General features: G+C 45.6%; 19 protein-coding genes. 5 read left to right on the plus strand and 14 right to left on the minus strand.

Annotated elements, in window-relative coordinates; translation table 11 throughout:
- Window positions 1-80: 80 nt before the first annotated feature.
- Window positions 81-1196: an aminopeptidase gene (locus tag RG959_RS03245; RefSeq protein ID WP_342795918.1), complete on the plus strand. Its 1116-nt coding sequence runs from the start codon at window positions 81-83 to the stop codon at window positions 1194-1196.
- A 62-nt stretch (window positions 1197-1258) separates the two neighbouring features.
- Here RG959_RS03245 and murC read toward each other — a convergent pair whose 3' ends face one another.
- The 4 genes from murC to RG959_RS03265 all read right to left on the minus strand — a co-directional run bounded on the left by murC (window position 1259) and on the right by RG959_RS03265 (window position 7004).
- Complete coding sequence (murC, locus tag RG959_RS03250; protein ID WP_342795919.1) at window positions 1259-2557, minus strand: UDP-N-acetylmuramate--L-alanine ligase; 1299 nt, start codon at window positions 2555-2557, stop codon at window positions 1259-1261.
- 156 nt (window positions 2558-2713) lie between these two features.
- A complete protein-coding gene (locus RG959_RS03255) occupies window positions 2714-4993 on the minus strand; it encodes a DNA translocase FtsK (RefSeq protein WP_342795920.1) in 2280 nt (759 codons plus the stop codon).
- 121 nt (window positions 4994-5114) lie between these two features.
- Entirely contained in the window at window positions 5115-5915 is an 801-nt protein-coding gene (locus RG959_RS03260; protein WP_342795921.1) for a DUF1444 domain-containing protein, read from the minus strand.
- An 18-nt stretch (window positions 5916-5933) separates the two neighbouring features.
- On the minus strand, window positions 5934-7004 hold the full coding sequence (locus RG959_RS03265; RefSeq protein WP_342795922.1) for a M42 family metallopeptidase: 1071 nt from the start codon (window positions 7002-7004) through the stop codon (window positions 5934-5936).
- A gap of 142 nt (window positions 7005-7146) precedes the next feature.
- Between RG959_RS03265 and RG959_RS03270 the strand changes: the two genes are divergently transcribed.
- Window positions 7147-7467, plus strand: a complete 321-nt coding sequence (locus RG959_RS03270) for a PepSY domain-containing protein (protein ID WP_242233222.1) — start codon at window positions 7147-7149, stop codon at window positions 7465-7467.
- A 39-nt stretch (window positions 7468-7506) separates the two neighbouring features.
- On the opposite strand, the gene trmB is transcribed toward RG959_RS03270, so the two are convergent.
- From trmB to thpR, 5 genes are all read right to left on the minus strand, one after another.
- Window positions 7507-8154, minus strand: coding sequence for a tRNA (guanosine(46)-N7)-methyltransferase TrmB (gene trmB / locus RG959_RS03275; RefSeq protein WP_342795923.1), 648 nt, complete (start codon window positions 8152-8154; stop codon window positions 7507-7509).
- A complete protein-coding gene (locus RG959_RS03280; protein WP_396120234.1) occupies window positions 8138-8974 on the minus strand; it encodes a phosphotransferase in 837 nt (278 codons plus the stop codon). Before RG959_RS03280 ends, trmB begins: the two co-directional genes overlap by 17 nt.
- Window positions 8975-9108: 134 nt before the next feature.
- Window positions 9109-11244: a type I pullulanase gene (gene pulA / locus RG959_RS03285; RefSeq protein ID WP_342795924.1), complete on the minus strand. Its 2136-nt coding sequence runs from the start codon at window positions 11242-11244 to the stop codon at window positions 9109-9111.
- Complete coding sequence (locus RG959_RS03290) at window positions 11245-12198, minus strand: NERD domain-containing protein (RefSeq protein ID WP_342795925.1); 954 nt, start codon at window positions 12196-12198, stop codon at window positions 11245-11247. It abuts the gene before it with no gap.
- On the minus strand, window positions 12186-12752 hold the full coding sequence (gene thpR, locus RG959_RS03295) for an RNA 2',3'-cyclic phosphodiesterase (RefSeq protein ID WP_342795926.1): 567 nt from the start codon (window positions 12750-12752) through the stop codon (window positions 12186-12188). Before thpR ends, RG959_RS03290 begins: the two co-directional genes overlap by 13 nt.
- A gap of 140 nt (window positions 12753-12892) precedes the next feature.
- Here thpR and cysK point away from each other — a divergent pair, with 140 nt between their 5' ends.
- Entirely contained in the window at window positions 12893-13828 is a 936-nt protein-coding gene (gene cysK / locus RG959_RS03300; RefSeq protein WP_342795927.1) for a cysteine synthase A, read from the plus strand.
- Window positions 13829-14004: 176 nt separating this feature from the next.
- Here cysK and pepV read toward each other — a convergent pair whose 3' ends face one another.
- The gene (gene pepV / locus RG959_RS03305; RefSeq protein WP_342795928.1) at window positions 14005-15414 is read right to left on the minus strand and encodes a dipeptidase PepV; all 1410 of its coding nucleotides are present in this window, start codon (window positions 15412-15414) and stop codon (window positions 14005-14007) included.
- Window positions 15415-15738: 324 nt separating this feature from the next.
- Here pepV and RG959_RS03310 point away from each other — a divergent pair, with 324 nt between their 5' ends.
- A complete protein-coding gene (locus RG959_RS03310; protein ID WP_045851690.1) occupies window positions 15739-15960 on the plus strand; it encodes a DeoR family transcriptional regulator in 222 nt (73 codons plus the stop codon).
- Between the two features lie 43 nt (window positions 15961-16003).
- On the opposite strand, the gene RG959_RS03315 is transcribed toward RG959_RS03310, so the two are convergent.
- Window positions 16004-16714 (minus strand): pseudouridine synthase, encoded by a 711-nt coding sequence (locus tag RG959_RS03315; protein ID WP_342795929.1) that lies wholly within the window; start codon window positions 16712-16714, stop codon window positions 16004-16006.
- A gap of 13 nt (window positions 16715-16727) precedes the next feature.
- Window positions 16728-18350 (minus strand): putative polysaccharide biosynthesis protein, encoded by a 1623-nt coding sequence (locus RG959_RS03320; protein ID WP_251269696.1) that lies wholly within the window; start codon window positions 18348-18350, stop codon window positions 16728-16730.
- A gap of 120 nt (window positions 18351-18470) precedes the next feature.
- On the opposite strand from RG959_RS03320, the gene RG959_RS03325 reads away from it, so the two are divergent.
- Complete coding sequence (locus tag RG959_RS03325; RefSeq protein WP_342795930.1) at window positions 18471-19724, plus strand: BaiN/RdsA family NAD(P)/FAD-dependent oxidoreductase; 1254 nt, start codon at window positions 18471-18473, stop codon at window positions 19722-19724.
- A 36-nt stretch (window positions 19725-19760) separates the two neighbouring features.
- Here the strand turns inward: RG959_RS03325 and RG959_RS03330 are convergent, their stop codons facing one another.
- Together RG959_RS03330 and leuS are read right to left on the minus strand one after the other, a co-directional pair.
- A complete protein-coding gene (locus RG959_RS03330) occupies window positions 19761-20069 on the minus strand; it encodes a rhodanese-like domain-containing protein (protein WP_251269698.1) in 309 nt (102 codons plus the stop codon).
- Between the two features lie 19 nt (window positions 20070-20088).
- The gene (gene leuS / locus RG959_RS03335) at window positions 20089-22500 is read right to left on the minus strand and encodes a leucine--tRNA ligase (protein WP_342795931.1); all 2412 of its coding nucleotides are present in this window, start codon (window positions 22498-22500) and stop codon (window positions 20089-20091) included.
- Between the last annotated feature and the right edge of the window lie 221 nt (window positions 22501-22721).

The raw sequence follows: 22721 nt of genomic DNA on the forward strand, positions 1-22721 counted from the left end.
TTTTTTTACAATTAAATTTCCTGCTTTTTGCACAAAGTTTCGGGAAATCGTACAATAAAAAGGATTAGGAGGATGATTTTATGAAAGATTCACGCATTCAAACATTAGCTGCCAATTTGATCAACTACTCTTGCCAAATACAACCCGGTGAAAAAGTATTGATTGAAAACTTTGGCCTGCAGCGCGAATTGGTCACTGCGCTGGTAGAAGAAGCATATAAAGCTGGAGGATGGCCCTACGTGCTGTTAAAGGACCACAGAGTAGACCGCTCGCTTCTGATGGGTGCGCAGGAAGGCCAGTTTGACCTTATGGCCGATTTCGAAGCGAATGTAATGAGGGAAATGGACGCTTATATTGGTCTGCGGGCCGGTGATAATATAAATGAGCATGCTGATGTGCCGGCAGAAAAAATGAAAATCCACGGCAATACGATCGGCAAAAAGGTACACCGTGACATTCGGGTACCGAAAACAAAATGGGTTGTTCTTCGCTATCCGACATCTTCTATGGCGCAGCTTGCCAAAATGAGCACAGAGGCGTTTGAAGACTTTTATTTCGATGTATGCAACCTGGACTACAGCAAAATGGATGCAGCGATGGAGCCGCTTGTAGCGCTCATGAACCGCACAGACCGCGTACAGCTTAAAGGACCTGGAACAGATTTAACTTTTTCCATTAAAGATATTCCTGCTGTTAAATGCGCGGGCCAGCTGAATATTCCAGATGGTGAAGTATACACAGCGCCTGTGCGTGATTCTGTGAACGGCGTTATTTCTTTTAATACGCCTTCTCCTTATAATGGCTTTACGTTTGAAAACATAAAACTGCGGTTTGAAAATGGGAAAATTATTGATGCACATGCCAACGACGTTAAACGAATTAATGACATTTTTGATACTGATGAGGGGGCTCGGTTTATTGGTGAATTTGCCATCGGTGTCAATCCTTATATTCTTCATCCGATGCAGGATATTTTATTCGATGAAAAAATTGACGGCAGCTTTCATTTCACGCCCGGTGAATGTTACGAAGATGCTTATAACGGCAATCAGTCGAATATTCACTGGGATATGGTCAATATTCAGCGTCCGGAATACGGCGGCGGTGAAATATGGTTTGATGATGTATTGATCCGAAAGGATGGCCGGTTTGTTCTGCTGGAGCTTGAAGGCTTGAATCCAGAAAACTTAAAGTAAAAAGTGAATTTGCTCCACAAAAAAAATGCCTGCTGCCGGGTAACGGCAGCAGGCATTTTTCGTTAAGCAAGCTGTTCTTCATAAGCAGCCTGGAATTTTTGAATGTCACCAGCGCCCATAAAAATTAAAACGCTGTTTTCATGCTTTCTTAAAACCGGCGTGCCGTCTTCTTTTATAAGCTGCGCACCTGGAATTTTTTCCTGAAGATCTTCAATCGTCAATTTGCCATGGTTCTCACGAGCTGATCCGAAAATATCACACAAGTAAACCGCATCTGCTCCATTTAAGCTGTCTGCAAATGCATCGAGGAAAGCCTGTGTACGAGAAAATGTATGCGGCTGGAATACAGCTACAATTTCACGGTTTGGATATTTTTGGCGTGCTGCATTAATCGTTGCACGAATTTCAGTTGGATGGTGCGCATAATCGTCAATCAGCACCTGTCCGCCTGCCTGCTTCTCAGAAAATCGGCGTTTTACACCCGAGAATGTCAGCAGCCGCTCTTTTACGATATCTGTATCAATATCCTCATAGTGGCATAAACCAATGACTGACAGAGCATTTAAAACGTTATGATCGCCGTATCCAGGAATTCGGAACGTCGCATAAAATTCATTCCGGACAAACACATCAAAAGTGGTTCCTTTTTCGTCAAAAGACGTATTGCGTGCCTGGAAATCATTTTCATCGCCAAAGCCATAAAAAACAACCGGTACGTTCGCTTGAATGCCCTGCAAATACTCGTCATCACCGCATGCGAAAATACCTTTTTTTACCTGCATGGCCATTTGTTGAAAAGCAGAAATAACATCCTGCACATCAGCAAAATAATCCGGATGATCGAAGTCGATATTCGTCATAACGGCGTAATCAGGCGAATAAGATAGGAAATGACGGCGGTATTCACATGCCTCAAATACGAAATAAGCTGCATCTTTTGCTCCGCGGCCTGTTCCATCTCCAATCAAATAAGACGTTGGCGCCGAGCCGCTTACAACGTGTGCCATCAAGCCGGTTGTAGACGTCTTCCCATGTGATCCTGTAATCGCCACGCTCGTAAAGTTTTGAATAAAATCTCCTAAAAACTTATGATAGCGGATCACCGGCACGTTCATTTCATGAGCGCGTTTGATTTCTTCGTGATCATCTCCGAAAGCATTTCCCGCAATAACTGTCATGCCTTCTTGAATATTATCTTCGTTAAATGGCAAAATTAAAATGCCTGCTTCTTCAAGCGCTTTTTGTGTAAAAAATGTTTTTTCTACGTCAGATCCCTGCACGGTATACCCTTTATCGTGAAGAATATGGGCGAGGGCGCTCATTCCAGAGCCTTTTATTCCAACAAAATGATAGGTTGTCATCATTAAACCTCCAGCATTCTCTAGCCTTTTACATGTAGTATATGTATTCCCGCCTCATTTGAAACGGAAGGCAGTCAATCATTGCATTTGTCCATTATAGCATTTTTTTCAGAGTGTGACTATTCTTCAAAAAACCGGTGCATATGCACCGGCCGGTTAATTTGATTCTTCGAAATAAGTCAGCAGCTCTTCTTCCGAAATCAACACTTCCCGCGGCCGTCCCGCCCGCTGGCCAGAAACAAGACCTTTTTCTTCCATTATTTCAATCAAGCGGGCAGCACGATTATAGCCTACCTTTAAATTCCGCTGCAGCATAGAAGTCGAAGCGCCTCCCTGGCGGACTACCAGCTCACAGGCTTCTTGAAACAGTTCATCTTCTTCATCATGAACGGCTGCTTTTTGCAGCAGCTCTTCCTGCTTAAACAAATAATCAGGCTGCTGCTGGGCTTTTGCAAATTGAACCACTTCATCAATTTCCTCATTGGTTACAAACGTTCCCTGCAGACGGACAGATTCGCTCGCGCCGTTATTTAGGAACAGCATGTCCCCTTTTCCAAGCAGTTTTTCCGCTCCTACTTTATCTAAAATCGTGCGCGAGTCAATTTGTGAAGAAACCGAAAAGGCAATCCGCGTTGGAATGTTCGCTTTAATCAACCCTGTAATAACATCTACGGACGGGCGCTGGGTTGCCACAATCAAATGAATACCGCAGGCGCGGGCTTTTTGGGCAATCCGGCAAATCGACTCCTCTACATCCCCTGGAGCCATCATCATTAAATCTGCCAATTCATCAATCACTATGACCAAATACGGTAGATGCGGTTCATTAAATTCCGATGCTTTCACTTTTGCATTGTAAGAAGCCATGTCCCTTACACCTGCATGGACAAAAAGCTGATACCGCCGTTCCATCTCTTCTACAGCCCATTTCAATGCCGCAGTCGCTGCCTTTACATCCGTGATCACCGGGCTCGCTAAATGCGGAATGCCATTATACGGCGTTAACTCAACCATTTTCGGGTCAATGAGAAGCAGTTTGAGTTCATGAGGCGCTGCTTTGTACAAAAGACTAACTAAAATGGAATTAATACAGACGCTTTTCCCTGAGCCAGTCGCACCGGCAATGAGCCCGTGCGGCATTTTTTGCAAATCCAGCACAACCGGATTTCCGGCAATATCAAGGCCCAGCGCAGAAGCCAGCGGCGAGGAATGTGATTGAAAACGGCTGTGGCCGATAATTTCACTGATATAGACCGGGCGGCTTTTTTCATTAGGGAGCTCAATGCCGACCACCTGGGTGCCTGGAATTGGTGCTTCAATTCGAATCGTCCGCGCGGCAAGACTGCGTTTAATATCGTCTGTTAAACTAACAATCTTGCTCACTTTAACCCCGATCGCCGGTGTTACTTCAAAGCGCGTAATAGACGGGCCAGTGGTTACTCCAGTCACATGTGCATTGATATTAAAGCTTTTCAATGTTTCATTCAGCAGAGCTGACTTCTCCTGTACCCAAGTATCGTTAGCTGATTCCTGTGCCGGCGGTGTTAAAAACGAGAGCGGCGGACGATTTATTTTCTCAGGGATCACCGTCGGTTCCTGTACAGGCGGCTTGTCCTCTTTGGCTTTGGCGGCAGGCATGTTGGATGGCGCAGAAGCGGACTGGGGCTGCTGCTTCAATGCCGGCTTAGGCTTTGCAATTTTCTCGCGATCTTTCTTCAGCATGACAACATTAAAAGGGGAATGGCGCCGTTCTCTCGGCTTTTCTTTTTGCTCGGAAGGTATGCTTTTCTCTGGATAAAGAACGGCCGGCTTTTGTGCCGGCGCCTCCTCTTCCTCCTTCGGCTTTGGTACTTCCCGTCTTGGCACCTCTTGTATAGGTGCTTCCTTCTGCCGTTCAAGCGGACGCTTCGCTTGCTCTTTTGAAAACAGCAGAAGCGGCTCATTCCTTTTTTCCCGCTCTTCGCTGCGTACACTGCGTATATCTTCTTTCACCGGCCGGGACCGAAATCCATAAATAGGTGACGGAATCTCTGTCGGCTTAAACGGACGCGGTGCAATACGTGATGCTCCTGATGCAGAAGTATACGCTGGCTTGTGTCCCTGCTCATTCCACGATGATTCAACCGGCGCAGCGGAAGCAGGCTCGTGCCGGGTGAGGCGCGGTGAGCGGCGTGGATTTTCCTCATGCCCGCTCCGCTTTACAGTCGGATACCGGTATGCTACACGCGTAGAAAGCTGCTGCACGGATGGAAGCGAAGGAATGGCGCGCTTCTGCTCAAAAGAAGCAGGGGCTGGAGCCTGGCGCGGCGGCGGCTCTTCCATCGGCTCTGGTTTTGGCTCTTCAACTGTATCAGCATCGACTGGTTTCGTTTCATCTACTTCAATGATTTCAATTTCTTCTCTGAAATAGGAGAGAATTTTTTTAAACAGACTCATTTGTAATCACTCTTTCTCCTTAAAGTCTTTTTCATTGTACCAACTATACACGATTTGTTAACAGAAAAACGAAATTTTGGGAAAATAGATGGGGATGAAAAAGAACCGTCCGCTAAAGACGTTACTCTTTACGCGGACGGTTTTTAGCTAAAATAAAGATTGGTTCAAGGTGTCCTTCTTCATACACAAAAGAAAGAGCGGTGATCGGAACACGGCCGGCCGCGAAAAAGCTCATCGCCATCTGTGCCAATATGTCATAGCCTGTTTCATTCCGAATGTCCCCAATAATGAGTACATCCCCATGTGGAATAGAAACCGTCATCGCTCCTTCTATTTTCTCACTCATTTCCTTTAAAAACCGGTCATTTAAAATACGGGTGGCATCATAGCCATCATTTGAATTCAAGAAATAAAAGATATTTCCCGCTACTGTATCCTGTTTCATCTCAAGCGGCAGAGAGCGCAGGTTAAAACGGGCTATTTCCCGTATTTGCTCTGCTGTCCATCCTTCTTTTTTCATGAGCTTCTCATCGATCAGCCGGTAAGTGGTACCAAGATCAACCGCGTAGTATATACGGGTTTCTGCTGTATGTTCATCCCAAAAAAGCGGCACACCTTCCTCCGCCTCTGTTGGAAAGGAGGCGGCCCGGATTACCGGAAAAATCTGCTTTTCTTTTTCTTCTTTTTGCCCGGCTCCATCGAATGCATTTAACGCTTCATTTACATAATAAATCGTTTCCTCAGCTGCTTTTTGAACATTGCCTTCAAATTTAGCCAAAATGCCGCCCAGTGCCACTGTAACGCCTTTTTTCGTTTCACTGTTTTCAATCCGCATTTCTTCTTTTTCACGGTCGTATACGATGGTTCGATTCGGCTGTTTAAGCGTTTGTTCAAGTTCTCTTTTTAATTTCATGGTAGACATATCCGTCTCCCCCCATCTTTAGTATTGCTTGATCGTATCAACCGTCGCTTTATCCATACTGGTGACCAATCGAACGAGCAGTTCTTTGGCCGCATCATAATCGTCCGTATGAATAATAGATGAATGTGTATGAATGTACCGGGAACAAATACCGATCACGGCACTTGGCACGCCGCTTCCTGTCGTATGAACACGGCCCGCATCTGTACCACCGGGCGATACGAAATATTGATAAGGGATGCTGTTTGATTCTGCCGTATCAAGTATAAACTCACGCATACCGCCATGCGTCACCATAGAGCGGTCAAAGATACGCAAAAGAACTCCCTTGCCAAGCTGTCCGAACTCCTTTTTATCCCCTGTTGCGTCGTTGGCCGGGCTTGCATCCAGCGCAAAAAAGATATCCGGGTTGATTAAATGGGCAGCGGTTTGTGCCCCGCGAAGACCTACTTCTTCTTGAACGGTTGCGCCTGAATACAGCATGTTCGGGACTGTTTTTCCATGAAGCTCTTTGAGCAGCTCAAGCGCCAATCCGCATCCATATCGATTATCCCAGGCTTTCGCCATGATTTTTTTCGGGTTTGCCATTGGTGTGAATGGGGAGACAGGCAAAATAGATTGACCCGGCTTAATGCCAATCGCTTCCGCGTCTGCTCTGTCGTCTGCTCCTACATCGATCTGCATGTGCTTAATCTGCATCGGTTTACTGCGTTGATCTTCCGTTAACAGGTGCGGCGGCGTGGAAGAAATCACTCCTTCTATCGGACCATTCCTTGTGTAGATACGGACTCTCTGGGCCAGCATGGTTTGATTCCACCAGCCGCCAAGCGTTTGAAAGCGAATCATTCCATTATCGGTAATCGCGGTTACCATAAAAGCGACTTCATCCATATGGCCTGCTACCATCACACGCGGCCCATTTTCATCCCCATTTTTCACACCAAATATGCTGCCAAGGTGATCTTGAATAATAGAATCAGCATAAGGCTCCATCTCTTTTTTCAAAAAAGCGCGCACGGCATGTTCATTTCCCGGTGCACCCGGCAGTTCTGTCAGCGTTTTAAACATATTTTTAGTTTCCTGATTCATTTGCTCCATTCCTCCCGCTTTTCTTTTGTTCATTATACCGAAAATAACGCTCAAGGTGGACTGAAGCGCATTTTAGTTTTCAGTCCTTTCGTCTTCTTGTATACTAAAGAAGCAATCAACTAGATAAACAGGGGGTTTCAATATGGTAAAATGGGATCGAACCGCTTTTTTGATCGGCGCAGCCGCTGGAGCAGCCGCCGCCATTTTGATTCAAAAACAAACGTCCAAATCAATGAATATTCCACCTGAAAAAGTATTGAAAAAAGTAAAAGAGACCTTTAAACAGAATGGACCGGTCGATGGTTCCTGGATTCAAATGAAGCCGGAGCAAATTGACAACAATGGATTTCCTGTACTCGTTTATAAAGGCGGTATTTCCCGCCCTGGCGATTCCGGAAATACACAATTTGAATTTTCAGCAGATGCAAAAACGGGCACACTGTTAAACGTGCAGCCTGTATAAAACAAAAATCCCAAACGGGTTCGACCCGTTTGGGATTTTTTATGCACGCGGCTGGAATCGGGCCTCCGAACGGTAAATTCGCTGGCCTTTTGCCGAGAATTTTTCTTCATATTCAGTCATCACATTTCCTTCAAAGGAGCTGTTGTGCAGATCCAGGCTGACAAACGTTAACAGCATACCATATTCGGAAAAGCTTTTTAACGAGAATTCAAACAGCCCTTGGTTGTCAGTTTTAAAATGCACTTCCCCGCCCTCAGGCATAAGGGATTCATACAAGCTTAAAAATGTCTTATAGGTTAAACGGCGTTTGGCATGGCGGCTTTTAGGCCATGGGTCAGAAAAGTTTAAATAAACGCGGCCTACTTCCCCTTTTTCAAAATAATTGAGCAGCTCTGCCCCATCTACATTGAGCAGTTTCAAGTTAGGAAGGTCTGCTTCAATAAGCCGGTCAAGCGCCGTCACAATGACGCTTTCATACATTTCAATCCCGATATAGTTGATATCAGGGTTTTGTTTTGCCATTCCTGTTACAAATTGGCCTTTTCCTGTTCCTACTTCAATATGGATCGGATTATTGTTGCCAAAAATTTCATGCCAGTGCCCTTTTGCTTCCTCAGGGTTTGGAACAATATATTGTGGATGAGCGCTGATTTTCTCGTGCGCCCATGGTTTATTTCGTAAACGCATCTTGCCTGTTCTCTCCATTTCCAAATAAATTATGCTCTGCTTCCAACAGCTGATGCAGAGAAGCTAAACCGCGGTTCATATCGTGGAAGCGGGTTTTTTCACGGTTCCACTCAATAGATGAAAGCAGCTGTGCTGCCGCATACCATTTCATGCGGTGAAAGAAATCTGGTGTTAATGCCAAGCCATACTGATTGAGCCACTCGGCCCAGTTTTCCCGTTTCACATATCCAAACAGCAATGTGCCAATATCCATCGCCGGATCGGCAATCATGGCACCATCCCAATCAATTAAGAATAACTCGTCCTCGTCAGAAAGGAGCCAATTATGGTGGTTTACATCTGTGTGACATACGACAAATTGATAATCCGGCACATTTGGCAGACCCTCTTCTAAAAAACGGAGCGCATCCGAGACAACCGGATGGGCAGACATCGAATGAACTTGGGAACGGATATCAGATAAAGTAGCTGCCGGCAGTACAGGCTGTTTTCCAAGCCGTTTGAGCATGTTTAAAAGCGGTTTGGATGAATGAATTTTCCCCATCAGCCGGGCAACACGATCTGACTCCATTTCTTCCGGCCCAAGTTCCCTGCCATTCATCCAATGCTGCGCGGAAATCACATCGCCGTTTTCAAGCCGCTTTGTCCAAACAAGTTTTGGGACAATTCCCTCAGCTGAAAGCATAGCAAGAAAAGGAGAAGAATTTCGCTTTAAAAACAGCTCCTGTCCAGCATGGCGCGCAAAAAAAGCTTTTCCTGTTACGCCTCCGGCAGGCATGATTTCCCAATCTCTTCCCAAAAAGTGTTCCAAAAACCTCACCTTTTTCATAAAAAAAAGACAGCAGCCGCTTCGAGAAACAATCGCTGTCTTTTTTATTACTTGTATCGTTCGTTTATCGTCTGACATATTGTATCATGAATCGGCGCTTTCGACCAGTTCCTTTATGAAACATTCTATCTGGCAAAAACGGCACAGCTGAACGGCTCTACTGAAGCGTCCTGCTTCACCGTTTGAAGCGGCTTTGTTCCAGCTTCAGTACCTGAAACGATCTGGTGCCATTCTTCTCCTTCTGGAAGTGCAAAAGTCGAAGCCATTTTACCCGTATTAAAGCTTAAAACCAAGTCTTTCCACTTGCCGTACGAACCGACATCCTTCAGCCAGACAGTTAGTGTATCCGCATTGGCTGGCCATTTAACAATATGATAGCAAATGGCTTCTTCTTTTCTAAGACGAAACGCCCCCGTTGATTTTCGGACTTCTATCAGCCCTTTCACATATTGCACATGGTCTACAAATTCACCACGGCGGCGCCAATCCATTTGATTAATGATATCTGAGCTTGTGTAGCTGTTTTCAACTCCATGCTTTGTCCGGCAAAATTCCTGGCCGGCATGCAGGAACGGAATTCCCTGGGAGAAAAGCACAATAGCGGTGGCCAAAAGATGCCTTTTCTTATTGGTTTCTGTATCTCCTGGAAAGCATGCTTCAAGCTTATCCCATAGTGTATAGTTATCATGACATTCTACATAGTTGACGGACTGGGCCGGCGAGTGAAACAACCGGTCCACACCGCTGCATCCGACATTGGCCGTCAGTGCGGCAAAGGCATTGTCGAGCATCTTGCTGTTTCCAAACGCAAAACCGGTTTCAAACAGCTGAAAGGTACTTCCCTTAATGGAGTCACGGAACCGGTCATTGAAAAAAGCAATCTCCGGCAGTGCATGTTCATTGCGAATCGCTGCTTTTTCCTCAGCGGACAGCGCGGTGTTTAAGTCCCACCCTTCTCCCAGCAGAATAAGACCTGGATTATGACGGCGAAGACGGCTGGCTGCCTGCTTCATCGTTTCCACATCAATCAGTCCCATCAGGTCGAAACGAAATCCATCGAGATTGTAGGCTTCCATCCAGTACTGAAGAGAATCTAAAATAAACTTGCGGCCCATTTTCCGCTCTGAGGCAAAGTCGTTTCCGCACCCTGATCCGTTTGAAGGCATTCCGTCGATTCCCTGGCGGAAAAAGTAGCCCGGAACGAGCTTTTCAAACGAGGAAGTCTCCCGGACGAATACATGGTTATACACCACATCCATGATGACTCGGAGCCCTTTTTTATGAAATGCTTCGATCATTTGCTTCAGCTCTACTGAACGTGCATACAAGTCGGCTGGATTGGAGCTGAAACTTCCTTCCGGTACGTTAAAATAAAGAGGATTGTAGCCCCAGTTGTAGTTGGCGGAAAAATCTGTGTCAGATACACCAAAAAAATCGAAAAAGGGCATCAGCTGTACGTGGGTGACACCGAGCGATGTAATATAATCCAGTCCAGTCGGCTGCCCGTCAGGACTTTGTGTCCCTTCCTCTGTGAGTCCAAGATACAAGCCCCGGTGCTTAATGCCGCTTTCCCGCTGGCTCGAAACATCACGAATGGAAGCTTCGTAAATAATCGCATCGAGCGGAGAAGAAAAAGGAGGGAGCTGATGCTTTTCCACCTTCATTTTTTCATCATCGACAACACGTGCCCACTCGCTGTGAACAGAAACCATTTTTGCGTAAGGGTCCACCGCTTCATGCCAGATATTATTGACCCGCACTTGGTAATGGTAAAAAAAACCTTCTGCATTTCCGTTTATTTCTGCTTCAAATGTACCGGATGGTCCTCTTCTCATCGGCATATAGCGAAGCGGAGCTTCTTCTGTTTCTTTAAACTTTACAAAAGCTTCAGTTGCCGTTGGTGCCCACACTCGAAAAGAGGTTTTCTCCGGTGTGTACATGCTTCCCAGCTCACCTTCGTAGTAAAAGAGCCGGTCGAATTCTTTCGTCCGGATTACACCGCCCATTTGCAAATCGGTACGCATAAGGCGTTCATCTAAAATAACATGCTCCCGGCCAAATTCCGGCATTTCTTTTAAGCGGCACGTGTATTTTATTTCTGCATTCAATTCCTGTACGCTCACAAGCTCCATTTTCGTTACGTTGCCCCCGCTCTCAATATAAAAAGCAGAAGACTTCCCTGAATAATAATGCTTTGGAAGCAAAACAGCGACTTCAGTCAGTGTATCTAAATATGCATTAAACGGACGGGTTGAAATCATTTATATCTCCTCCTCCCATTCTGGGCGGCGCAGGCTGATCGAATCTGCATGTGCAAGCAAAACTTTTGCTGCTTTCAGCTGAATCGTTTTCAGTGGTGAAGACAACTGTCTCATTTCTTGAAACCAGCGGGGAAATTCACGCTTATCAATGTAATATATGTCTGCTGGTGCGGACGGGTCATCAATGTAGCCGTTTCGAGATAAAATCGCTTTTCGAACGGGAATATCCACTTCATGATGCCGGAGCAATTTTTTGACGATCGTTTCTGTTCTTGCCAATGAAACGGCAGGACTTAACACTTTAGATTCCGTTTCTCGAAAACGCTTCATCCAAAACCGGTCAGAAGAACCGGTAAAAACCGCTTCGTCCTGCTCTTCCAAAAATGTAAGGCACCAGACTTGCAGCGGTGTGATCAGTACAATGTCCAGCTCGACAACGGCTTTTCGAAAGCGAAAAACCGGCTTATACAAAATGAGGAACGTATCCGGCAGACGCGTGGCTAAAAATTTCAGCTGCTCATCCACATAATATTTGTGGTCGAGCGGTGACTGATGCAGCAGCGTTGAACTTGCCCATTTCACTTGAAAAGCAAACATTTTATCAACGAATGCTTTTTTTACATCCTCTTCTGTTTGTAAGTATATGAATTCTGATTCATTCATTGAAAACAAAGCTTCATCTTCCTGCAAAGGCCCGGGCTCTGTTTCTACCCGTTTTTCTTTTTTAGAAAACAACCCTCGGAGCAAAAAATGCTTTTCCTTTGGTTCTTCCAGCAGCCAATTTTCCTCTTCGCCGGGTTCTGTATGTATTATTCCCGTGCTCCGCTGGTATTCCCACTGGTTATGAAACTTTTCCCACTCCCCTTTTTTCAGCCGAACATACCGGGCTGGGTAATGGAAAGGGTCTTGTTCATATCTTGAGATATAATTTTGAAGCTTAATTAATTGCGCCATGGCTCTCTTTCCTCTCCTGACCCGCTTAATAGACAGGACCATTTTTTCACGTACTTTGGACCCGCTGCCCTTTTCGTTTCATACAAAGCAATTTCAGCTGCAGGAAAAGACGGCCATTCCGGAAGTACATCTGGCACATACGGCTCGGAACCCGTCCATTTTCGCGCAGTGGTAATATGAGGGCGAAACGGTTTTTCATCTATGGAAATTCCTGCTTTCCGGCACGCAGCTGCCACCTCTTTTTGCACATCGAAAAGAGAAGAAGGCTCATTCGTTCCAATCCAGAAAATACGGGGAGACGTTTTTTGGCCAAACGTACCAAACGACGTCAGTTTAAGTTCGAAAACAGGTATATGTTTTATGTTTTCCTCCATAAACACGCAGGCTTTTTCCAGATCCGAAAGATCAGCTGCGCCCACAAATGCCAATGTCAAATGGTAATCTTCCTTATGGACCAGCCGTTTAAAAATCTCATTTCTTCCTTTCATTTCATCCGCAATCGTTTCTTTCACATCATCGGGAAGAACAAGTGCAAAAAAATAATGTGGCTGCATACCCTACACTCCTTTTTTCGGCCAATTGTTGTTTTTAGTTTACCAAAAACCCGCAAGAAAAGTCGTCTTTTCTCATCCACTGTATTTCGATTGGAATTGTTCGAGTAATATGCTTTAATTGAACAAAGAAAGGGTGACGTTTGATGAAAGTGGTTGATAATATTGCCAAACTGATTGGCGACACACCGCTCGTAAAGCTGCAGCGTTTGTCACCTGAACACGGAGCAGATGTGTACGTAAAATTAGAATTTTACAACCCGAGCGGAAGTGTAAAGGACCGCGCTGCTTATAACATGATTATAGAGGCAGAAAAATCAGGAAAGTTAAAACCGGGAGCTGTGATCATTGAACCGACAAGCGGAAACACAGGCATCGGTGTTGCGATGAACGCGGCTGCCAGAGGATACAAAGCCATTTTGGTGATGCCGGACACGATGACAAAGGAACGCATCAACCTTTTAAAAGCATATGGTGCAGAAGTCATTTTGACGCCGGGAGATGAAAAAATGCCTGGCTCCATCCGCAAAGCACTGGAGCTGGCCGAACGTGTTCCAAACAGTTTTATTCCCATGCAGTTTGACAATCCCGCTAATTCGGATGCCCACCGTGGCACAACATCCTCGGAAATTTCCGAAGCTGTAGAACAGATTGGCAAGCGGTTTGCTGCTTTTGTGGCAACTGCAGGCACAGGCGGAACAATTACGGGTACAGGGGAAGAACTAAAAAAGCAATTCCCTGATTTAGCTGTTCATGTCGTAGAACCGGCCGGATCCCCTGTTTTATCAGGCGGCCAGCCTGGCCGGCACAAGCTCGTCGGTACGAGCCCTGGGTTTATCCCTTCTATTTTAAATACAGAGGTTTATGACTCGATCTTTAAAATTACAGATGAGGACGCCTATGATATTACCCGCCGCCTTGCTGCTGAGGAAGGGATTTTGGTCGGTCCATCTGCCGGTGCTGCATGCTTTGCCGCGATCCAAGCAGCTAAAGCTTTATCAAAAGATGATATGGTCATTTGCCTGGCTCCGGATACAGGCGAACGGTACTTGTCTACGGATGTATTTCAAGATGAGTAAATGAGCTTTCTCTTAAAAAAGATAGGAAATTTTCGGGGGAAACATCGCTTCTTAAAAAGAGCCGATAGAGGAAGCCGGCCGGACTTCTTGAGCAAAAAAGAAACAAAGAGATACTTTGTCAAAAGATTTTGTTTGTCTACAAGCTGAAGAACCCTGCTCTTATGGCAGGGTTCTGTTTAATTCTTTTTTCCAGCAAGCTCGACAATAGTCCGTGCATAAATAGCCGCAGCTCGGAACAGATCATCCAAGACCGCATATTCATCTTTCTGATGGGCAACGTCAGCCCGTCCAGGAAACAAGGCTCCAAACGCAACGCCTCTTTTTAAAGCCCGCGCATATGTACCGCCGCCGGTCGAAAGCAGCTTCGCCTCCTCGCCGGTTTCCTCTTCGTACACTCGCTTTAGCGTTTGGACAAATGGATCATCCGGCTCTGTATAATGCGGAGGATTGTTGTCTAAAACCTGTAGTGAAACAGGAGAAAGAGATTCCTTAAGCTTGTGTATTTCTTCTTCAAATGAAAAAGAAACAGGATATCGAATATTCAAGCCGATTTGCGCTGTTTGCTGCTTTTCATAGCAGAACAAGGCCGCGTTCACTGTAACATCGCCCATTTCTGCATCGGTTGAGGCAATGTCCAGCTGGTGCCCCCGTGTATCATCCTTGAAATAATCTACAACAAACTGCAAATAAGCAGAGGCGGCGGGATCAATCGCTTCCTTGACTAAAAAATCGGCCAGGAACAGCGCAGCGTTTTGTCCATCCTTTGGTTCCGCTGCATGAGCAGATACGCCATTCATTTCGAGAAAAACAATTCCTCCGTCAATATAATAAGAGCCTTCTAAGTCGTTGTCTTTTATATACTCTGTATAGTTTTGTAAAAATAATGTATGCTGCTTTTCAATCCAAACGGCTGCTTTTGCATAATCCGGAACCATATTATACCGGCTGCCCGCCTTAAACGATTCGATTTGGATATCAGCTTGTCCGGGCTCCGGAACGGTCAGATCCAGCTGGACATCCGCAATCCCCTTTTCTGCAAAAATAATCGGGAAATCTGCATCAGGCGCAAATCCGACTCCTGGCATTTCTTCTGTTTTAAAGTAATGCTCCACGCATTGCCACGTACTTTCTTCATCAGTCCCCACAATCATCCGGATCCGCTTTTCGAGCGGAATGCCTAATTCCTGAACGGTTTTCATGGCATAGTACGCTGCAATAGTCGGGCCCTTATCATCAATCGCCCCGCGTCCAAAGATTTTGCCGTCCTCCACTTCTCCCTCAAATGGTTTATACGACCAGCCGTCACCCGGAGGCACAACGTCAACATGGCATAGAATACCAATCAGGTCTTTTCCTTGTCCCATTTCAAGGTGTCCAGCTACGTTTCCTGTGTTTTTTACACGGAAGCCGCTTGTCTCGCCCAGTTCGAGCATAAAATCAAGCGCCTGCCGTACTTCCCTTCCAAAAGGAGCATCTTCTGCTGCCTGATCGCTTTTCACACTTGGAATTTGAATTAACGACTGCAAATCCTGAATCAATTCGCCTTCGCGTTTTTTAATTTCATTTCGCCAGTTAATGGTACGCATAAGCATTCCTCCTTTTTTCATTTTACATGGGAACCGGCATTTTAACCAATTTCTTTACAAAAGATTTATTTTTCAATTTTTTTACCAAAATACGTACATTTTTTTTGTTATCAGGCATAATATTATTAAAAAAGGGTAAATCTCTTGTAAATTAAGCTCTTTTCCCTAGCATAATCTCTGTAAATACAGTACACTGTAATTGTCAGACAGTTTAGCGCCTGTTAAACAGGTGCAAGGAGATGTCTGAATCAGCTTATCATATCATCATTTTATGTCTCCTGCTGTCGTTATGTCTCACGGGAAAAAAGATGAGGGAGTGGTTTTTTGAAGCCTACTACAAATCGGATGCTGACTCGCATAAAATCCATCTATATGTTCATTAAAGAAAATGGAACTGTGACAACGCAGGATATTGTAGATGAATTTGGCATCACCCCGCGAACCATTCAACGCGACTTGAATGTACTGGCTTACAATGAGCTTGTTTTTAGCCCCACACGTGGAAAATGGACAACCACAGAAAAGAAAGTTCGGATGACATCATAATGTTTTTATCAAAAAACGGCCGCCTCTTCAGGCAGCCGTTTTTTCAGCTTTCACGTAGTAAAGCAAGCTCTTCTTCTGTTACTTCCCGGTACTCGCCAAGCTCCAATTCTTCGTCAAGCAAAAGACCGCCCATCGATAGTCTTTTTAAATAAAGAACTTCTTTACCTACGGCTTGAAACATTCGCTTTACTTGATGAAACTTTCCTTCCGTGATCGTCAGCTCAATCTCCGACTCTTCGCCTGCTGATAAAATAACAAGCTCTCCCGGCTTTGTATGATAGCCGTCATCAAGCGTTACCCCTTCTTGAAAAGCTGCTGCATCTTCTTCCGTTACATGGCCGCGGACACGGGCAAAATATGTTTTAGGAACATGATGCTTCGGTGAAAGCAAAGAATGGGACAGCTGTCCATCATTTGTTAAAAGAAGCAGCCCTTCTGTGTCTTTGTCAAGGCGGCCGACCGGGTGCGGGTCAAAATGCTTATGCATATCATCAAGCAGATCCACCACTGTTTCGTCCCGCTTGTCTTCTGTTGCTGAAATGACCCCTGCCGGCTTGTTCATCATCAAGTAAACAAATTCACGGTATTCAACCGGCTCATCAAACAGCATCACTTCATCTGTTTGAGGATGAACGTGCTGCTTTGCATCTTTTATTACTTTTCCGTTCACTGTTACGGCTCCCGATTTTAACAGCTTTTTTACTTCTTTGCGGGAACCGATGCCAGAATTGGCCAGCCATTTATCTAAGCGCATAGCGTTACTCCTTTTATGCTTTTTTCAAGCGTAGTTTTCGTTTAATTCCATCCAGCCTTGAACCGAATACCTCATCAAGCAGGCCAAACTTCTGGCTGAGTACAAAGTAAACAACGGCTCCAGCGCCAGCACAGATGATGGTAATCAATAAAGCAGGACCGTCCGATTGTGCCGACAATACGAAAGACAGCACTCCGTAAAGGGCCATCACAACCACAGCCATCACCACGTTAAACCCAATAATCAAGCCGATTTTTTTCGCAAGCGGGCGAAGTGAGTAATTGGCATAAAAACGGATGACAACCAGATTGATGATAATAGAAGTGGAGTAGCCGAGTGCAGTCGCATAAACGGCCCCTTCTGTTTCAAACAATTTAATAAGTGGAATATTTAAAGACAGCTTAACCAATATACCGGTCAATAAACTTAAAACCGTAAAACGCTGTTCATTAATTCCTTGTAAAATGGCTGCCGTAACGGAAAATAGAGCAAATAAGATCGCAATCGGTGCATACACACGAAGTACGTCTGTGCCAAGCGCGCTCGCTTCATAAAAAATGGTATAAAGCGGTTCTGCTAAAAGCGCCATACCGACCGCCGCAGGAACCGTTAAAAAAAGCAGCACTTCAAAGGTTTTATTCAGCTGCTGCGTGACAACATCCATTTTTCCCTTTACAAATGAGCTCGTGACCATCGGAACAAGCGTCATGGCAAATGCAGTAGCAAGGGAAACGGGAATAATGACAAGCTTCTGCGTGCTGAAATTTAAAATCCCAAATGCCGATACTGCCTGATCGGCTAAACCAATTTGAGACATGGCACGGGAAAAGGTTAACTGGTCGACAAGCTGGTAAAGCGGAATCGCGATGCCGACAAAAATAAACGGAATGGCATACACGACAATTTCTGAATACATCCCAAATAATGAAACTTTTGCTTGTCCTTTATCCTGCTCAAGGAGCTTGTCCAAATGCTTTTTTCGCTTGAAGAAATACACGTACAGCACAATCAGTCCGAATACCGCACCGATAAAAGCAGCAAATGTCGCAACGCTGACCGCTGTTACGACCGATCCGTTCATCACATAAATCACAATATAAGCTCCAGCCAATAGAAAAGCAATACGGGCGATTTGCTCTACAACCGTTGAAACGGCTGATGGCCCCATTGATTGGTGCCCCTGGAAAAAACCGCGCGTGATGCTCATAAATGGAACGATAATCAGAGCAAAGCTGACTGCGCGTATAACGGTCGTGACGTCCTCAATCGTATAAGTCGTCTCTTCCCCATTTAATGATAATTGTGCAAAGAAAGGCGCAAATGAATACATAATAAGAAAAGCAGCAAAACCAGTCATCAGCATAATTACCATGCCCGATTTAAACAGCTTCCTGCCAACGGCATACTCTTCTATCGCATTATACTTTGCGATGTATTTAGAGACAGCAAGCGGAACCCCTGCAGTGGCGATACTGATAAAAATCGTATAGGGCACGTAGCCATAACTATACAGCGCTGCCGCATCTTCCCCTCCGATAATACTGTAAAACGGGATAACATAAAACAAGCCAAGAAATTTAGATATAAACGTGCCAAGTGTGAGGATAAACGTCCCTCGGATCAAATTGGATGACATACATTGAATCCCTCTTTTTCTCTTTAAACATCACTTGCTAGTGTACCTCTTTCTCTCGTGTCTGACAATTTTTTTCGCCATCTGCTATAATGAACAAAGTTCGAACAATGAGGTGACTATATGTATGACGTAATCGTCGTGGGCGGCGGACCGGCCGGCTTGATGGCAGCGATTGCCTCCGGCCGTGCAGGCGCACGCACACTGCTTATTGATAAAGGGCGTAAACCGGGAAACAAGCTGCAAATTTCCGGCGGCGGGCGCTGTAATGTAACAAACCGCCTGCCTGTTGAAGAAATTATCCGGCACATTCCCGGTAACGGCCGTTTTTTGTACAGCGCTTTTTCTGTGTTCAGTAATGAAGACATTATCCGTTTTTTTGAACAGCTCGGCGTGAAACTGAAAGAAGAAGATCACGGACGAATGTTTCCGGTCTCAAACCGGGCGCAGGACGTTGTGGAAGCACTGCTCGGTGAGCTTAAGCGCCTTCGGGTCGATATGCGCCTTGGCTCGCCTGTTGACTCATTATTGATGGATGAGGAATTTATACGCGGTGTCCGTCTGGCCTCCGGCGAAGATATTCATTCGAATGCAGTAGTGCTGGCAACAGGCGGAAAAGCGGTGCCGCAGACAGGCTCTACCGGCGATGGCTATCCATGGGCCCAGCAGGCGGGCCATACCATTACCGAGCTGTTCCCGACAGAGGTGCCCATTACGTCAAAAGAGCCGTTTATTGTAAACCGCTCTATGCAGGGGCTTGCTCTTCGGGATGTCGGCTTGTCGGTACTCAATAAAAAAGGCAAAGTGCTTGTTACTCACCGAATGGATATGCTGTTTACTCATTTCGGTTTATCGGGCCCTGCTGCCCTGCGCTGCAGCCAATACGTCGTGAAAGAAGGCAGGAAAAACGGCTTTCCCGTTCAAATGGCCATCGATGCGTTTCCAGACGGAAATGAACATGACGCAGGCGTTGCCATCCGCAAAACGATAAAAGAAGAACCGAAAAAAGCAGTGAAAAACAGCTTAAAAAAAATGGTGCCGGAACGATATCTGCACTTTTTGCTCCAGCAGGCCGGCATCGATCTTGAGACATCTGGAAACGGATTATCAGAAGTGTCCATCCGTGAACTCGCCTCTCTTTTTAAGTCATTTAAAATGTCCGTTCACGGAACATTGCCAATTGAAAAAGCGTTTGTAACCGGCGGCGGTGTATCCGTAAAAGAAATCGAGCCCAAAACGATGGCTTCTAAAAAGAAAGACGGCCTTTTCTTCTGTGGGGAAATACTCGACATTCATGGTTATACCGGCGGCTACAATATTACGGCGGCTCTTATTACCGGACATATTGCCGGCACCAATGCAGCAGCCGTTCGATAAATAAAAAAACTGTGCGGACTCGCTCCGCACAGTTTTTTATTTTTTCGGTGCTGTTTCACCTGTATAGTTCAGCATGCCGCCTGTCATGTTTGTGGCTTTAAAGCCGTTTTCAATGAGAAAGCGGGCCACATTCTCAGAACGTACACCTGAACGGCATACGATGATATAATCGGTTTCTGGATCAAGGCGATCCAATTCACCAGGAATGGTTCCCATGACGATATGCTCTGCTTCCGGGATCATGCCTTCTGCAACTTCATCTTCTTCACGAACATCGATCAGGGCTAATGTTTCGCCGTTTTCGAGTTTTTGGCGTACTTCTTCTGCTGTAATCGTTGGAATCATATTCTTCATCCCCTCAACATTAGTTGGCTACAACGTTCACAAGCTTGCCCGGTACAGCAATAACTTTGCGAACCGTTTTACCGGCCAGCTCCGCTGCAAACTGTTCGTCCTGCATAGCCAGTTCTTCCAGTTGTTCACGCGTGGCGTCTTTAGATACCATACGTTTTGCTTTTACTTTTCCATTCAGCTGCAAGACGATTTCGACTTCGTCATCGACAAGCTTTGACTCATCAAATTGCGGCCATGCTTCGTACGTTACCGTCTCGCTGTGGCCGAGCTTTTCCCATAGCTCTTCTGCCAAGTGCGGAGCAAGCGGTGATAGAAGCTTCACAAATCCTTCTGCGTATTCTGTTGGAATCGTTTCGGCTTTGTTCGCTTCATTTACAAATACCATCATTTGTGAGATGGCTGTGTTAAAGCGAAGGCCTTCATAGTCTTCCGTTACTTTCTTCACGGTCTGGTGATACACTTTCTCAAGCGCTGTATCGCCTTCGCCTACTTTTGATGTTAACGAACCATCATCTGTCACAAGCAACCGCCAAATGCGGTCAAGGAAGCGGCGTGCTCCTTCTACGCCGTTCGTGCTCCAGGCAATCGATGCTTCAAGCGGGCCCATGAACATCTCGTAAAGGCGGAGCGTGTCGGCACCATGGCTTTCCACGATTTCGTCCGGATTAACGACGTTGCCTTTTGATTTACTCATTTTTTCATTGTTTTCCCCAAGGATCATTCCCTGGTTAAACAATTTCTGGAATGGCTCTTTTGTATGAACCACACCGATATCATACAGCACTTTATGCCAGAAACGCGCATATAGCAAGTGAAGTACAGCATGCTCTGCTCCACCGATATAAATATCAACCGGCAGCCAGCGTTTTAAAAGATCGGCATCCGCAAGCGCTTCTTTGTTGGTAGGATCGATAAAGCGCAGGTAGTACCAGCAGCTTCCCGCCCATTGCGGCATTGTATTTGTTTCACGGCGGCCTTTTTTGCCTGTTTCCGGATCCACGACATTCACCCAGTCTTCGATAATAGCAAGTGGTGATTCACCAGTGCCGGACGGGCGAATTTCCGTCGTTTTCGGCAATACAAGCGGCAGCTCTGATTCTGGAACAGCTGTCATTGTACCGTCTTCCCAGTGAATAATCGGAATTGGCTCACCCCAGTAACGCTGGCGGCTGAACAGCCAGTCACGAAGACGGTACGTCACTTTTTTCGTACCAATGCCTTCTTTTTCGAGCCAGGCGATCATTTGCGCAATCGCATCTTCTTTGTTTAAACCGTTAAGGAAGTCTGAGTTAATATGCTCGCCGTCTCCTGTATAGGCTTCTTCTTCTACATTTCCGCCGGCTACCACTTCCTTGATTGGCAAATCAAATTTCCGCGCAAACTCATAGTCACGTTCATCATGTGCCGGAACGGCCATAATTGCACCCGTGCCATATGTGATCAATACATAATCTGCGATCCAGATCGGCATTTTTTCACCATTTACCGGGTTTACGGCATAAGCGCCTGTGAAAACACCGGTTTTGTCTTTGGCAAGATCGGTCCGCTCAAGATCACTTTTTGATTTGACTGCATCAATATATTGCTCGACGGCTTCTTTTTGTTCAGCTGTTGTAATTTTTTCAACAAATGGATGTTCAGGAGCCAAAACAGCATACGTCGCTCCAAACAGCGTGTCTGGACGCGTTGTGAACACCGTAAACGTTTCGTCATGGCCGTCAATGTTGAAGGTTACTTCTGCTCCTTCAGAACGTCCAATCCAGTTACGCTGCATATCTTTGATGCTCTCTGGCCAGTCCAATTCCTCTAAATCTTCGATTAAACGGTCCGCATAAGCCGTGATTTTAAGCATCCATTGACGCATCGGGCGGCGTTCAACCGGGTGGCCGCCGCGTTCCGATTTCCCGTCAATCACTTCTTCATTTGCAAGAACCGTTCCTAGTGCCGGGCACCAGTTAACCGGCACTTCATCTACATATGCCAGCCCTTTTTTATACAATTGAAGGAAAATCCACTGTGTCCATTTATAATAATCCGGGTCTGTTGTATTGATTTCACGATCCCAGTCATAAGAAAACCCGAGTGATTTGATTTGACGGCGGAAGTTATTAATATTTTGTTCTGTAAATTCGGCCGGGTCGTTTCCAGTATCAAGCGCGTATTGTTCTGCCGGAAGCCCGAATGCATCCCATCCCATTGGATGAAGCACATTGTACCCCTGCATACGCTTAAAACGGCTTAAAATATCCGTTGCCGTATAGCCTTCCGGGTGACCAACGTGAAGCCCGGCGCCTGATGGATACGGAAACATATCCAGTGCGTAAAACTTCGGCTTATCCAAATCATCGTTCATTTTAAAAGTTTTATTTTGTTCCCAATAGTGCTGCCATTTTTGCTCGATCTTTTTGTGATCAAAATTCATGTTGAAACCTGCCTTCCGTTTATGTACTGCCGATCGAAAACTGAATACGCCGCGCTTCGCGGCCCGCATAATAGACCTAATAGAAAACTCCTGCCCAGCGAGTGGGACAGGAGAGGCTTTTCTCTACCCAAAATGGAGCATTAGTCCGACGGCTTTCTTCATTAATCTTTACCTTTCATTTTAGAAAAATTCCAGCTAATATGCAAGCGCATTTTACCCGC

It is taken from the genome of Domibacillus sp. 8LH (assembly GCF_038806185.1).
GTDB lineage: Bacteria > Bacillota > Bacilli > Bacillales > Domibacillaceae > Domibacillus > Domibacillus indicus_A.

Bases quoted from the DNA above. Each gene is read 5' to 3' on its own strand.
- RG959_RS03245 (WP_342795918.1), top strand. From the start codon at position 81: ATGAAAGATTCACGCATTCAAACATTAGCTGCCAATTTGATCAACTAC.
- murC (WP_342795919.1), bottom strand. From the start codon at position 2,557: ATGACAACCTATCATTTTGTTGGAATAAAAGGCTCTGGAATGAGCGCC.
- RG959_RS03255 (WP_342795920.1), bottom strand. From the start codon at position 4,993: ATGAGTCTGTTTAAAAAAATTCTCTCCTATTTCAGAGAAGAAATTGAA.
- RG959_RS03260 (WP_342795921.1), bottom strand. From the start codon at position 5,915: ATGTCTACCATGAAATTAAAAAGAGAACTTGAACAAACGCTTAAACAG.
- RG959_RS03265 (WP_342795922.1), bottom strand. From the start codon at position 7,004: ATGAATCAGGAAACTAAAAATATGTTTAAAACGCTGACAGAACTGCCG.
- RG959_RS03270 (WP_242233222.1), top strand. From the start codon at position 7,147: ATGGTAAAATGGGATCGAACCGCTTTTTTGATCGGCGCAGCCGCTGGA.
- trmB (WP_342795923.1), bottom strand. From the start codon at position 8,154: ATGCGTTTACGAAATAAACCATGGGCGCACGAGAAAATCAGCGCTCAT.
- pulA (WP_342795924.1), bottom strand. From the start codon at position 11,244: ATGATTTCAACCCGTCCGTTTAATGCATATTTAGATACACTGACTGAA.
- RG959_RS03290 (WP_342795925.1), bottom strand. From the start codon at position 12,198: ATGGCGCAATTAATTAAGCTTCAAAATTATATCTCAAGATATGAACAA.
- thpR (WP_342795926.1), bottom strand. From the start codon at position 12,752: ATGCAGCCACATTATTTTTTTGCACTTGTTCTTCCCGATGATGTGAAA.
- pepV (WP_342795928.1), bottom strand. From the start codon at position 15,414: ATGCGTACCATTAACTGGCGAAATGAAATTAAAAAACGCGAAGGCGAA.
- RG959_RS03315 (WP_342795929.1), bottom strand. From the start codon at position 16,714: ATGCGCTTAGATAAATGGCTGGCCAATTCTGGCATCGGTTCCCGCAAA.
- RG959_RS03320 (WP_251269696.1), bottom strand. From the start codon at position 18,350: ATGTCATCCAATTTGATCCGAGGGACGTTTATCCTCACACTTGGCACG.
- RG959_RS03325 (WP_342795930.1), top strand. From the start codon at position 18,471: ATGTATGACGTAATCGTCGTGGGCGGCGGACCGGCCGGCTTGATGGCA.
- RG959_RS03330 (WP_251269698.1), bottom strand. From the start codon at position 20,069: ATGATTCCAACGATTACAGCAGAAGAAGTACGCCAAAAACTCGAAAAC.
- leuS (WP_342795931.1), bottom strand. From the start codon at position 22,500: ATGAATTTTGATCACAAAAAGATCGAGCAAAAATGGCAGCACTATTGG.